At 44.7% G+C, this 13559-nt stretch carries 18 protein-coding genes; all 18 read right to left on the bottom strand.

The genetic code is table 11. From position 1 onward, the window contains the following. Positions 1-2: 2 nt before the first annotated feature. Positions 3-1367: a dicarboxylate/amino acid:cation symporter gene (locus CRO15_RS15825; protein ID WP_097046829.1), complete on the bottom strand. Its 1365-nt coding sequence runs from the start codon at positions 1365-1367 to the stop codon at positions 3-5. Between the two features lie 13 nt (positions 1368-1380). Then, a complete protein-coding gene (locus tag CRO15_RS15820; RefSeq protein ID WP_097046828.1) occupies positions 1381-2442 on the bottom strand; it encodes a class I fructose-bisphosphate aldolase in 1062 nt (353 codons plus the stop codon). 10 nt (positions 2443-2452) lie between these two features. Next, a complete protein-coding gene (locus CRO15_RS15815; RefSeq protein WP_097046827.1) occupies positions 2453-3466 on the bottom strand; it encodes a type II glyceraldehyde-3-phosphate dehydrogenase in 1014 nt (337 codons plus the stop codon). Next, entirely contained in the window at positions 3463-4803 is a 1341-nt protein-coding gene (gene nhaA / locus CRO15_RS15810) for a Na+/H+ antiporter NhaA (RefSeq protein WP_207763927.1), read from the bottom strand. The genes CRO15_RS15815 and nhaA overlap by 4 nt, the downstream gene beginning before the upstream one ends. After that, positions 4796-6196 (bottom strand): NAD(P)/FAD-dependent oxidoreductase, encoded by a 1401-nt coding sequence (locus CRO15_RS15805; protein ID WP_097046912.1) that lies wholly within the window; start codon positions 6194-6196, stop codon positions 4796-4798. The genes nhaA and CRO15_RS15805 overlap by 8 nt, the downstream gene beginning before the upstream one ends. A gap of 74 nt (positions 6197-6270) precedes the next feature. Continuing rightward, positions 6271-6726, bottom strand: coding sequence for a universal stress protein (locus tag CRO15_RS15800; RefSeq protein WP_097046826.1), 456 nt, complete (start codon positions 6724-6726; stop codon positions 6271-6273). 45 nt (positions 6727-6771) lie between these two features. Further along, a complete protein-coding gene (locus CRO15_RS15795; RefSeq protein ID WP_097046825.1) occupies positions 6772-7476 on the bottom strand; it encodes a lycopene cyclase domain-containing protein in 705 nt (234 codons plus the stop codon). A gap of 2 nt (positions 7477-7478) precedes the next feature. Beyond that, complete coding sequence (locus CRO15_RS15790; RefSeq protein WP_097046824.1) at positions 7479-8267, bottom strand: AlbA family DNA-binding domain-containing protein; 789 nt, start codon at positions 8265-8267, stop codon at positions 7479-7481. Positions 8268-8291: 24 nt separating this feature from the next. Then, complete coding sequence (locus CRO15_RS15785) at positions 8292-9446, bottom strand: hypothetical protein (protein ID WP_097046823.1); 1155 nt, start codon at positions 9444-9446, stop codon at positions 8292-8294. 28 nt (positions 9447-9474) lie between these two features. Beyond that, positions 9475-10758 carry a multicopper oxidase family protein gene (locus CRO15_RS15780; RefSeq protein ID WP_097046822.1) on the bottom strand — a complete coding sequence of 428 codons (1284 nt, stop codon included), beginning with the start codon at positions 10756-10758 and terminating at the stop codon, positions 9475-9477. A gap of 14 nt (positions 10759-10772) precedes the next feature. Continuing rightward, positions 10773-11045 (bottom strand): DUF5676 family membrane protein, encoded by a 273-nt coding sequence (locus CRO15_RS15775; protein ID WP_097046821.1) that lies wholly within the window; start codon positions 11043-11045, stop codon positions 10773-10775. A gap of 76 nt (positions 11046-11121) precedes the next feature. Next, positions 11122-11568 carry a hypothetical protein gene (locus tag CRO15_RS15770; protein ID WP_097046820.1) on the bottom strand — a complete coding sequence of 149 codons (447 nt, stop codon included), beginning with the start codon at positions 11566-11568 and terminating at the stop codon, positions 11122-11124. Positions 11569-11610: 42 nt separating this feature from the next. Then, positions 11611-11823 (bottom strand): SHOCT domain-containing protein, encoded by a 213-nt coding sequence (locus CRO15_RS15765; RefSeq protein ID WP_097046819.1) that lies wholly within the window; start codon positions 11821-11823, stop codon positions 11611-11613. A 40-nt stretch (positions 11824-11863) separates the two neighbouring features. Further along, positions 11864-12085 carry an SHOCT domain-containing protein gene (locus tag CRO15_RS15760; protein ID WP_097046818.1) on the bottom strand — a complete coding sequence of 74 codons (222 nt, stop codon included), beginning with the start codon at positions 12083-12085 and terminating at the stop codon, positions 11864-11866. 23 nt (positions 12086-12108) lie between these two features. After that, positions 12109-12324: a heavy-metal-associated domain-containing protein gene (locus CRO15_RS15755; protein ID WP_097046817.1), complete on the bottom strand. Its 216-nt coding sequence runs from the start codon at positions 12322-12324 to the stop codon at positions 12109-12111. A gap of 13 nt (positions 12325-12337) precedes the next feature. Next, positions 12338-12592, bottom strand: a complete 255-nt coding sequence (locus tag CRO15_RS15750) for a hypothetical protein (RefSeq protein ID WP_243396991.1) — start codon at positions 12590-12592, stop codon at positions 12338-12340. A gap of 34 nt (positions 12593-12626) precedes the next feature. Continuing rightward, a complete protein-coding gene (locus tag CRO15_RS15745; protein ID WP_097046815.1) occupies positions 12627-13097 on the bottom strand; it encodes a hypothetical protein in 471 nt (156 codons plus the stop codon). Positions 13098-13221: 124 nt separating this feature from the next. Further along, entirely contained in the window at positions 13222-13542 is a 321-nt protein-coding gene (locus CRO15_RS15740; protein ID WP_097046814.1) for a hypothetical protein, read from the bottom strand. Positions 13543-13559: the final 17 nt, after the last annotated feature.

Genomic DNA, 13559 nt, shown 5'->3' with positions numbered 1-13559 from the left:
TCTTATCCATTTGAATTTTGCACTGTCTTTATTGATAAATTATCACCGACCGGGACAGTTCTATCGCCGTAAAACCGATCAAACACCATACAAGCGGTAAGGTCGCCCGTAACATTTACTGCCGTTCGGAACATACCCAACAGTCTTTCGACCCCTATAATAATGATGATTCCTTCCGTGGGTATTCCGGCACTGGAAAGTACCGAAGCCAATATCACGACTCCACCACCGGGTATGGCAGGTGTCCCAATGGAAGCGGCCACAATGGTAACGATGACCACAATAATATTTAAAAGGCTCATTTCCAATCCGTATGCCTGCGCTATGAATAAAGTGGTAATGGTTTGGTACAGTGCTGTCCCGTCCATATTTACCGTTGCCCCAATGGGTATAATGAAATTACTGATGGCACTGTCCACCTTTAGTTCTTCCTCTGCTGTTTTCAGGGACAAGGGCATTACTGCGGCAGAGCTCGTTGTAGAGAAGGCCAATAGCTGGACATCTGTTATCCTGCGTAAAAATTTAAAGGGATTGGTACGTCCAAGTACGCTTACCATCAAAAGGTAAACGCCGACCAACATGAGCAATCCTATCAGTACAACGAGCACATAAAAGCCTAAACCTGAAAGGGAGTTTAGACCGACGCTGGAAGTAAGTTGTGCCATTAGACCAAATACAGCTACAGGCACCAACAACATGGCCCATTTGACTACCGTCATACAGATTTCCTGAATGGCGCCCAACAGCAATTTTACCGGTTTGAGCAAATCGTCGGTTAGCGACAATACGGCAACACCGATGATTATTGTGAAAATGACAATACTGAGCATTTCCCCACTGACCATAGAAGCCAATGGATTTTCTGGTAAAAGGTCGGTTATGGCATTTGGGATGTCATTAATGCCGAATGACAAATCCGTTCCTTGCTCTGCATTGGCCAGTACTTGTTCATGTTCAGCTAGCGCCTGACCATGTAAATAATTTCCGGGTTTAAAGATGATGGACAACAAGGTGCCAATGGTTACCGAAATAATGGTAGTGCATACAAAGTACAGTAGTACGCCACCACCTAGTTTTCTTAAACTTTCCTTGTCATTACTGGCAATTCCCGTAATAATGGAAGCCACGATCAAGGGAATCATGATCATCTGTACCAATTTCAGAAATAGCATCCCCGGCAAGGCCAACCAATTGCCAAGAACATCAGCGGTACTTTTGCTTATCCAACCGTTTTGGGGACTTAGCAAAAGCCCGAAGCCAACACCTAGGAACAGGGCAATAATGACTTTGAGCCATAACCTGCTCTCCACTAGCTTCAACAAGTAATGGTTTAGGGATTTAAGGGATTTTATTTCCGTATCGAACATTTTTTGTAATGCTTTATGCTATTGTTATTTTCTTTTCCAGATATACTCGCTGTACGGCATTCAACAGTTTTATACCGTCGCCAAAAGACCTTTGAAAGGCCTTTCTCCCCAGGATCAGTCCCGAACCTCCCGCACGCTTATTGATTACCGCAGTGGTAATTGCGTCCTTTAAATCGGATTCCCCTTTGGAACCGCCTCCGGAATTGATCAGTCCTATTTTGCCCATATAGCAGTTGGCCACCTGTAACCTGCACAGATCAATGGGGTGCTCTGTGGCAAGGGTGGAATACATGGCTTCGTCGTATTTGCCATGTTCCAAATTTTTAAAACCAAAATTGGTGGTAGGTAGTTTCTGTTTAATAATGTCTGCTTGAATGGTTACCCCAAGATGGTTGGCCTGCCCGGTCAAATCGGCAGCGGCATGGTAGTCCCATCCTTGTGGGGCAAAGGCCTTGTTACGGGTATAGCACCACAGAATCGTTGCCATACCAAGGCTGTGGGCCTCTGCAAAGGCTTCCGCTATTTCGCTCAGTTGTCTTTTGCTTTCAGGGGAACCGAAGTAAACGGTCGCACCAATGGCCACTGCTCCCATATTCCAGGCGTCCCTAACCCTTCCGTAGAGCGTTTGGTCAAATGCAGCGGGATATGTAAGTAGCTCATTGTGGTTTATTTTAACTATAAACGGCAATTTATGGGCATACTTTCTGGCATAAAGCCCCAAGCCCCCAAAAGTGGAAGCGACCCCGTTACATCCCGCCTCAAGGGCAAGTTTAATAATGTTTTCCGGGTCGAAGTAATCAGGGTTCTTATAAAATGAAAACGCGGCACTGTGTTCGATTCCTTGATCAACGGGCAGTATGCTGACGTATCCCGTTCCGGCAAGATTACCGTGATTGTACAATTGGGAAAGGCTTCTTATCACCTGGGAATTCCGATTGCTGTGCACAAATACCTTATCCAGGGTATCCGATCCCGGTGCTTGAAGTTCATCCTTGGTTATTTTCTCACTGATGTGGTCCAAATAGTAGGGCGCCTTATCCCCTAACTGCTCCACAATATGTTCAAATGATCTCATAGCATTTTTTTTAGTTTATTCCCAAACTCTTATTGGTCTTATCAATGGATTTTTGCCCGTCGGCCTCTAGGCCCGTAAGTGCCCTGATCGCATCAATGGTCTCGGGGATCACTATGGCTTGGTTGTCCACCACATAGGCATAAAAAAGTTCGTCCCCAACCACTTTCAGCATATCTTCCCAAAGGGCAACTTCGTACATATCGCCCCACGGACGACCCATATCCAGATACATTTCCTTAATGGTATTGTTGGAAACCAATCCTTGCTCATATCGGATCAAATGGATTCGGTTAGAGGTTTTCAACGCATCCAAGACCTCTTCTTTGGTGGCAGCTTTGCTTAGCTTTACGTTCCAATAGTGCATGTGGCTCAGCGTTTCTGGCACTTTTACCGCTGAAGTGATTACATCAAGGTCCGGATCCACACTTTGGGCGTCCGGTCCTTGATGACTGGGAATGTCTTTTTCCGGGACCATGGTGTTCATAATACCCCCCAGATGGCTTTCCCAAGGGTCAGTGGCCCTCCTTAACAATGTCCCCCTGGCATAATCCAACAGGCCTGCTCTTTTCAAGGCCCCAAGTGTTCTCAAAATCGATGTGGTATTACAGGAGACCACTCGGGTCGCATTTAAGTTCAGCGCCGTTGCATAATTTGTTTCTGCACTAAAGGAATGGCCGGTTGTCCCGTGCTTTTCCCCTCCCTGTACAATAAACTTAATTCCCTGTTTTTTGTAGATCTCAATATTCCTTGCGGCAATGTTTTTAGGGGTACAGTCCACTACCAGGTCCGCTTTTTCCAAAAGCTCCTTTAGGGAGCCTTTTACGGCAATACCGTTGGCTACCATCTCCTTCTCGGCATTCGGTGTCGCCGCATATATACCATAGTCTTTTTGCGCGGCATTTTGAATCCGCCAATCGCTAATGATGTCGCAGACGCCGGAGAGTATCATATCATCTTGTCTGTTAATGGCATCGGCGACCCTTTTACCGATGACCCCATATCCTACTAGTGCAATATTTTTCATTTGTTATTGTTTTTTAACGTTATTGTTTTTTTGTTATTCATGATCAACAGTATCGAACCGAGGATACCGGCCAGCAACGAGGAAAAAAGAATACTGACTTTCGACGTATAAATAAAGGCGGCATCCGAAAAGGCCAGTTCGTTAATGAAAAGCGACATGGTAAACCCGATTCCTCCAAGGAAGGCCACACCATATATTTGCTGCCAATTGACCCTATCGGGGAGTTTAGCGACCTTTAAGGCCACCAATAGTTTTGAAATGCCCACTATACCTATAAATTTTCCAACGACAAGCCCCAGTCCTATGCCCAGACTTACAGGATTCAACAACACTTTCAATAAATCTCCATGAAGATGTATCCCGGCGTTGGCAAGGGCAAATAGTGGCAGGACAAGGAAGCTTACCAAGGGATGTAGCCCCCGTTCCAATTTTTGGAGTGGCGTTTCGGCCTCTGAACTGATGGTTTTAATGTTCTCCAAAATGTCCAGCTGCTCATTGGAAATAAGGGTGCTCTTTACCGGTTTGGTTTTTAGGAATCTTATTTGGAGGTTTTCCAAACGCTCTAAAAATGTACTTTCCTTTATTTTTACCCTTCCGGGAATTGCAATCGCGGTAAGAATTCCCGCTATGGTCGGGTGTACCCCTGAGAAGAAAAAGGCCAACCATACCCCTGCTATTCCAATAATTGCATAAAACCACGTACTTCGCACACCTGAATAATTTCCAATGATCAGAAGGCCAAAAAAAAGAAAGGCGTGCAATAGGTTCATAGTTGATATGCCCGAGGTATAAAACAGTGCTATGACCAGTACCCCTCCCAGATCATCGACAACCGCCAGGGTTACAAGAAATACCCTAAGGCCCACAGGCAATGTTTTTCCTACCAAGGCAAGAACCCCCAGGGAAAAGGCGATGTCCGTTGCCATAGGGATTCCCCATCCTTGGGAAGCTCCGCCCGATGCGTTAAAGAATAAATAGATCAACGCGGGAAAAACCATTCCTCCGATAGCCGCCCCTATGGGTAGCACCGCATTGGCAGGGGAAGAAAGCTTGCCCCCCAAAATCTCCCTTTTCAATTCCAGCCCGATCTGCAGAAAGAAGAGTGCCATCAAACCATCATTGATCCATAGCAATAAGGGTTCGGCCAATTCATAGCTCCCTATCGTAAAAGCAATTTCGGTCTGCAACAAGCCTTGATAAAGTTCCTGCCAAGGAGAATTTGCCCAGACCATAGCAATGACCACGGCAATAAATAGAACGATACCGCTATTGCTCAACCCATCGGCAGCGGTACCTAGGAAACTTTTGATGGTAGTATTGGGCATGGTTTTAGGCATTGATCTTTGGTTTAGAACTTGTTTCTTTTATATCGGTACTCTTGCTCGGCATGTTGGCAAAACGTCCTGGTTTAAAATTCCTAATGATTACCCGATTGCTTTTTTCATAGGAAAAGTAGCTTACGGCCCAGTTGAGGCCCACCAAAATTTTGTTGCGGAAACCACTGATCGACATCAGGTGTACGATGGACCATAGCAACCAAGCAAAATACCCGGCGAATTTCAGTTTGCCCAGATCCGCCACTGCCCTTCTCTTACCTACGGTGGCCAACGCCCCTTTATCCTTATATTCAAAATGCTTTGAGGGTTTCCCTGCCATGGTGTTCAGGAGGATTTTCGACAGATGGCTTCCCTGCTGTATGGCCACCTGCGCCACCTGAGGGTGCCCTTGCGGTGAATCTTTCGCAATTATTCCGGCTATGTCCCCGATAGCATAGACATTGTTGTATCCCTTTACCTTAAGATACTGATCCGTCGTAAGTCGATTCCCCCTTATAATACTCTCCTTATTTATCCCTTTTGGCAATTGTCCCGTTACCCCAGCCGTCCATATCAAGTTTTTAGCCAGAATGGTCCTTCCGGTATTGGTCCTTACCACAGAACCATTATAATCGCTGACAGATTCCTTCATTAAAACCTGTACATTGAGGTCTTTCAAATATTTTAGGGTTTTTGCAGAAGCCTTGTCGGACATGGTGGCCAGCAACTCTCCAGAGGCCTCGACCAGATAGATGTTCATAATGGTGTGGGGATATTCAGGATAGTCCTTGGGAAGTATATATTTGCAAAACTCCGCCAGTGCTCCCGCCATTTCAACCCCTGCAGGGCCACCGCCCACGATAACAAAATTGGTCAATGCATCCCTTTCCTCATCATCACATGTAATGGTCGCTTGCTCTAGGTTCTGCAACATCATGTGCCTGATGTTGAGCGAGTCCCGGATGCTTTTCATGCCCAGGCCATTCCTTTCCACATGTTCCATTCCAAAAAAGTTGGTCTTTGTTCCCGTGGCCAGAACGAGATAATCATAACTTAAACTTCCCTTATCCGTGATAACGATATTGGACGCACATTTAATTTCTTCGACTTCCGCCAGTCTAAAACTTACATTTTTGTATCCCTTGATCTGTTTTCTGAATGGAAAAACAATACTGTCAGGTTCCAGACCACTGGTCGCAACTTGATAGAACAAGGGCTGGAACTGGTGAAAATTATTGCGGTCGATAAGGACTACTTGAACATCTTTCATTTTCAATCCTTCGACCAGGGCCAATCCCGCAAAACCGCCACCAATGATAACAACTCGGGGGGAAAACGAATCTGGCAAACAGATTTCATCATTGACCTTACAGTTGGCTTCCATGGTTTTGTCGGATATGTGATCAGTATTCATGTAAAAACGGGTTTTATGGTTCTTCAGGTCGGCAGGCCCCAACGTGGGCTCACCGTCATGATGGAACATTTTATTTACTCTTTTTTCCTTGCAATCAAGACCGAGCAGGTGGCATGTATTGCCACGGACTGGGAGACAGAACCTAGAAGAAAGCGAGAAAATGCCCCATGGCCCTGTGATCCGATTACAATTAGATCGGCACCAAAGGTTTCGGCCTCTTCAAGGATCGTACTTTTGGGAAGACCGTTGACCACAGCTGTCGTAAGCGATAATTTTCCATTGGTCTCCTTTAATGCTCTGGCCGCATCCGCGACAAAACCCTCAGCCGATCTTCGTGCGCCGGACAGTGCTTCCTCATAATGGCTCCCGAGAGAGCCCCCTAATGGGACCATCCCCGGTGTTGCCAGCATGGGGTTCTCCAAAATATTTATAATGTGTATTTCCGTATTGGGCGGCAAAGGCATCCCGGCAAGTTGGTCAATGGCCACTTTGCTGAAATCCGAACCGTCAATTGCTAAAACTATTTTCATAAGTTAATTTTTAGGTGATACATTGCTTTTTTGTTCGTAACAAGGTCAATTTATTGGTATGGGTTTCATTAATTTCCGCCAATACAAATGCTCGTACAGCCCGGACCAGTACATCCCAAAAGTGAAGGCAAACAAAAGCTCTTCGATCGGGACTCCGGCCACGAGAACATCACTTAGGTTTTCCAGATTCCAGAACAGTTCCACATAGTTGGGATAGAAAGGGAGGATACTGCCGAAATACACAAAGTACAGGGCCGTGAACAGAAATCCACCGATCCAGATTTTGGTTTTTAGATCCGGACGACAATACAGCGTGGCCATTCCGCCAAGAAACATGGCCACAATTCCGCAATAAATATGGTTCAGCGGCGTGAACAGGCTCAGCCCCAAAAACACAAGAACCGGGACAAAAAGAATGTATATATGAAGTCCGTGCCTAGCGTGTTTACGCTCAGTATGGGGCATTTCAACGTACCTTCGTTTGAACAACAGGTTATATAATACGGTGCCTATGCCCCCGATGGCAAAGGAAAAGATGATACTTTCAATATCAAAGCCCGTTTTTATCGCCAAATCAAAAAGCGATGGCGGATGCCAATATTCGGGAACGAACAAGGGCTCGGTAAGCCCAAAGGGCATGGTTATCCAGCTCATCTTCAGCATTTCTCTTCGAGAATCTTTCTTCAATAGATAGACCACGCCCCAGAGGGCTAGAATTATAAGGGACCATATGAACCATACATATTGCATCTCTATTGTTGTTTTTGAATTTTTAGATATTCCACGGTCTCCTTTACCGAAAGCGGATAGGTTGCATTGCCCGTTCTAACATAAAAGGTTGTGCCTTTGGTACTGTCGACGTAAATCGGGATGGATGAAATTTCCACATCTACAAGGCATATGTCCTTGCTTTCCAATTGGTAGAAGAACACCCTGTTCTTGTAACAGGCTTCGCGCCCGAGATACTGTTTAATAATTCTAAAAACCTCACGTTCGAAGCCATCCCGGTTTTTGTGCTTAAGGGTGGCAAAATCATTCTGAAGTCCAAGCAGGCCTCCCTCATCGTCAAGTCCGATCAATAATTTCCCCCCTTTCGAATTCATGAATCCCGCTATCGTCTTTGCAATGACAACTTCTAGATTCCGATTGGTGTTTTTATTTAGGTAATCATAGCGTAGCGATGACTTGAACTCTACCCTTTCGGTCTCCCCATCGGCTATGATCTGGCTAACGTCCCGTTTTAAAAGGTGATCATGCTTTTCCAACAAGTTGTTTTTTCGGTTGAAAGAAATCCAAAAAAAGCCCGATAAGACCCCTAGGACAGCTCCCAGAACCGTAAAAACGCTCATCATTCCAACCATGTCGAAGCTAAAGGAATTTAACAGGCGTTCTTTAAGGACTTGCTGAAATAGGCCCCATGTAAAGGGTGTCCCGCTAAATTCAAACCAATACACGACCATGGTAATCGGATGCACTATAAAATAGAAGACAGATATGCCGACCAGTACATGGGTAGATATGATTTTAAGCCTTTTTGCCATTCTCGATCAATTGGTGGATTTAAGTTATCTGATATAATTGTGTTCCAGGTTCAACAGGTCTTCCCTGTCCCCAAACTGTTTGTTGAATATTCTGCTGAAAGAGTATACAATGGCCAATTGCACCCTGTGTTCACTTTTTCCAAAAAGGTCCTCCGTAAAACCTTTGTTATCGGCATACCTGTACTGCAACCCAACATCAAAGTTTTCTCCAAGTCGATAAAACCCATTGGCTATGAACAACAGCTGATCCGAATCGATCGCCAAATTGGGCAGCGCTTTGTAGCCACCACCAAAGGCCAACTGAAAATGGGGCCGCTCCAATTTTTGTCTTAAATAACGGAATGTTCCGAACAGTGCGGTCGATTCCGTGCGGGTATAATCGAAATAGTCGTTCAGGACGGACACTTCATCCCATCCAAAATTTTGGATGGCCTGGAACCGAAAGTCGATAAAGTTTATAGGATCAGGTTTCAGGTTGATCGTGGTACTGAACAACAGATTCTTTACGGAGGCATCGAAATCATCGGTATATCCAGGCCTATCCGTGAAATAATTATTGTAACTGAGCCCTACTTCCTGCACCACGTTCCTGTTCCATTGTTGGCTTTCGGGAACACGGTACATAAGGGTCAGCCCCATAGAATTCAACCGAAAGTCATCAGGTTCTATACTGTCGTAAAAATTTTCCCCGTGCACCGAAACAAAGAAGCGCTGTTTGAAAATCCGAGTATATTCCAGCACATTTGCATATTGGTCCCGTTCCGTATTGACCCCGTCCGAAAAGGGGTTCAAGGCATAGGTAAAGCGCTGTGCATCGTCATCCCTAAGGGTGGGGAACTCATTCAAGTTGGTCTGGGCCAAGGTTCGACCCACCTTTACGATATTGGTCCTGTCCTCCAATTGGATAAAAATATTATTGTAAAAAACCTCTCCTAGATTCGAGTTTGCATCGGGGAATTGTAGGCCCAGCACAAATTGGGCCCTCCAATCGTTGTAAAGCTTTTGGCGAAGGCCCATCAGCAACTGCGTGTCTGAAAAATCGGATACGGCACTGGATTCATCCGAATTGAGATTTAGGTTCCCGGAGAAAACCCCCTTCGCCCCAATTTCAAATTCCGGTGTAATCTGCGCGCATGCCAGTCCGGTAAAGAATAAGGCAATCAATATGAGTTTATTCATTTTTAGTGTTCGCTTTGTTATTGTTAAGTTATTCGTCCAAGGCAATTTTCGGCAGTTTATCCTGTCCGAACATCATCTTGTTCATTCCGTTCATATTTTCCTTTTTCATATCCGGCATTTCTTTCATGTCGGTCCTACCTGCATTGGGATTGTACATTGGATTTCCCGAATATTTGGAAATGATCAATTCATCCTCCGGTAGATCCTCATAGACAAGTGCCAATAAATTTCCTCCGGGGTATAGGCCATTGTTGGTGACCTTGCGGGTGTCATGGTCGTGAAAGGTCCAAATGCCCCGGTTCTTACCCTCTACTATGATATCAAAGGTCTTTCCTGGGGTCAACGGCACCGTATTTCTTTTCCATGGGTTCGCAATGGGCACGCCGTCGTCGGCCACCATCCAAAAATCATGGCCATGCAGGTGCAGATGATGTGTTTCCGCTCCCGCATTGATCAAACGAATTCGTATATTCTCCCCTGACTTGATAAATAGATAAGGGGTAGAGGGGTATGACTTTCCGTTTACCGTGAACCATTGTGCCTGGGGCAATTCCGAAATTGACCTTCTATTGTTAAGATAGGGTGGTTGGTAACCGTTCTCCATGCTGTCCAACAACTCCTCCTTACTATCAAAAACCGCCCATTGATCGCTGGTAAACCTTCCCTCCTTCATGAGAAAACTTCGCTGCTTCATCCGTTCCAACATTCCGTTCATCTCTTCCCGGATGTAGTTGGTGTCATGTGCGGAATACACCAGGGTATACTCCCTTTCGTACGGAAATTTTCTTTTAATGGGATCGTCAGGATTCACAACGATTACGCTACCGAACATCCCAGCCTGCATGTGCATGAGGGTTCCCCAGTGACAGTGGTAGAAATGCGTCCCCTCAGGTTCCGCCACAAATTCATAGATGAATTCATTTTTTGGCATAACCGGAAGTTGGGTTACAAAGGGAACACCGTCCATGCGCCAGGGCACATACAGTCCGTGCCAGTGGATCGTATGGTTCAGGTCCGTCCTGTTGGTGAACTTCACCCTTACCTTATCGCCGGCGTCCACCCTTATTTCAGGTCCTGGAACCATATTGTTGAAGGCAAGGGTATGGTACTTAAAACCGGGTGCCGGTTCATGTGTATGGATATCGATGTAAAGTTCGAATTCTTTCCACTCACCATCCATCTTATAGGGCAGCGGTTTGACCAAACGGTCGATGTTTTCATCCTTGGCGTCTTTCGACAACAAATTGCCCGGGAAAAACAACATTCCGGCCGTTGACGCGGCACCGGTACCCAAAAAATCTCTTCTGTCCATAGCTGTTATTTTCGTTATTTTCTGATTTGAACATTGTAGAATGCGGCGATACAAGCGCCTATAAGCCATCCTAAAATGAACGTTTGCACAATTCCAAAGAATGCTTCCAACAGGGGAACATCCATTCTAATAATGCTTGTAGTGTCGAGACCGTGCAAGAGGCTGTTGAAGAAGGAAATACCTGCTTCCTTGCTCACCGTGGCAAGTACTATCATACACCCGGCATACACCAGTGCACCGGTAAATCCAATGGCAAATCCGAATTTTTTGACGTTCATACGATTCATGATTCTTGTTTTAATGTTAATAGTTGTTATAATTCATTCGTTTTGTAAATGCTTCACGTTAAAACCAAATTTTGTATCAATGGTTTCGTTCAAGGCTCTTTTTATACTCCATCTTATTGTGCATGGCCTTGGCTAGTTCCTCATGCTCTAAGGTGTGATCGCAAAAGGTATCGCTCATGAGGCTGTCCGAAGCAATGACAGGCATAAAATGGTGCGTTGTAAGCAACATCAAATCCGGATATTTAGTGATCATGCCACTTATTTTATTGGCAAGTATGGTATCTTTTGATGCCGCTCTGACCAGTTCATCGACCATCATGCCCGTTGCATGGTCGTTATCCATCATTTTTTGAATATATTTTTTGCCCAGCTCATGATTCTCGGCAAGTGTGGTCAATACCGCTTCTTGCTGGGAGTGGTCCTTGAGCATATCTTTTACTGAACTACCCTGCTTTTGTGAGCAGGCCGAAATCAGCAAAGCAGCAAATACCATCGCGGCTATCTTGTAAGCTGTTATCTTCATTTTGACTTTTTTTAATGATTAATATTTGACCTAAAACCGTTATTACGATTTCAAGATCTTCTTTGATTCCTCATATTCCTCCTTAGAGATTTCGCCATTGGCGAACCGCTTTTTTAGAATTCTGAAGGGATCATCTTTTTTTGCTCTTTGATATGGGATATCGTAGGGAACAAAAAAAATCCAGATTAATAGAATGAACCATACGATCCACCAGATAAAGTGCATACCGCCCCAATGTCCATCGAAAAAATGCATAGTCTGTAGTTTTAAGGATTATTAATTTGTTGTTTATTCATTACGCGTCCAGTTCCAAAACTTTTTTTTGGTTCCTGTATTCCTCCTTTGTGATTTCACCCTTGGCAAACCGTATCTTAAGAACAGTAAGCGCATCATTTTCTTCTTCCTCTTCTCGTAACGGCCAGTTCGACGGGGCGAAGAAGATCCAGCCTAAGGCCACCAGCCAAATTGCCCACCAGATAAGGTGCATGCCCCAAAAAATTCCATCTCTTAAAAACATAGTGTTACTCTTTAATTATTATTCTAAATAATTTCCGTTATTGTATAGCCCTCAAGTTCATTGAGTTGCTTTTGAATATTCTCTATCGAAAGTTTCTCTTTCATAGTGATGATCGTGGCACCTTTTGGGGCCAAGAAAATTTCGGTCTTCTCAATGTCGGGGTGCCCTTCCAAGGTTTTTTTTACCCTGGCAACACAACCACCGCAACTAATGCCGTTTATTTGATATCTACGTTTCATCTTCGTACTGATATTAATGGTGCCGGTGGCCTTTATGCTCTTCTTGGTTCTTGTCGGCTCGTTCTTCATTGCCATGTTCATGTTTACCGGATTTACCATGCCCGCTATGGCCATGCCCGCCGTGCGGTATGAACAGATGAACTAGGAACATTACGATTATAAAGGCAAAAAGCCCATTATATCCCGTGATGCCCAAGGCTGGAGCAAAAAATATCAGTAGTAAGGGGAGACCACAACCGATGACCATCCAAATCCAATGTCCTTTCATTATTTCTAGTTTTTAGCGTTAAATGTTTTAGTCCCTAATGATGATCTCCGTGGCTTTGGCTTTTGCTCAATTCGAGTTCGCCTTGTTCGATCGTTTTTAATTCATTTTCTTCTATCATTTTCTTGCAAGATTCCACGCAATCTTCGCTCATCATTCCCTTTTCATGCATCATTTTCATCATGTTGCCCATCATTTTTCCATCTTTCATCATGCCCTGCATCATATTCATCATCATCGTACTATCCTTCATTATCATTTGCATGCCACCATCTTTCATCATATGCCCTCTAATCTTTTCGTTACCCTGCATCATCTGCATGGCATGGTCGCTTTGCTGCATGGCAACCATAAACTGTGTCATGTAATGATGGTTGCCGGCGATAGTCGACATGATTTCATTTCTGGATTCGGGATTTTCAAGCAGTGCTTTGGTATCGGTGTTTTGGGCACAAGCGCCCAAAACCGTAACCGCAATAATCGAAAAAACCAATAGTGTTGTTTTCATGGTATTATTTTAAATGTTCGTTTAATAGGAAATTTCATCATACATTATAGTATTGCCCGGTCCATTCACTCTTGCCCCCATTAGCAAATTCGACGAACAGCCATGGGGGCCGTTTCTGAATGTCCTAGTTTGCCGATTTGAGAAACTCTTCGATTTTCATGCTTTCTTTTTCGGTCAGGTTTGCCCTGACCCTCATGTGAAGGCTAATGGTCTCCCAATCGGTGTCGTTATAATCCGCCGGCGAAGGGGCTATATGACAACGGTTACAGGTCTCTCCCCAAAGCTGAGCTCCTGATTTTTCCATTTTAAACTCCTCCTCGGCCACCGCATCCGCAGTTGCCGGTACATCCGAATAGGTTCCTTTGGTAGAAGAACAAGCCACTACCGTTAAACCTGTCGTGGCCAATATGACCAAGGCGATTATTAATTTGTATACTGTTTTCATATCTCAAGTATTTTATG

Source organism: Flagellimonas pacifica (assembly GCF_900215465.1).
Lineage (GTDB): Bacteria > Bacteroidota > Bacteroidia > Flavobacteriales > Flavobacteriaceae > Flagellimonas > Flagellimonas pacifica.
This window is presented reverse-complemented; position numbering and strand designations above follow the sequence as displayed.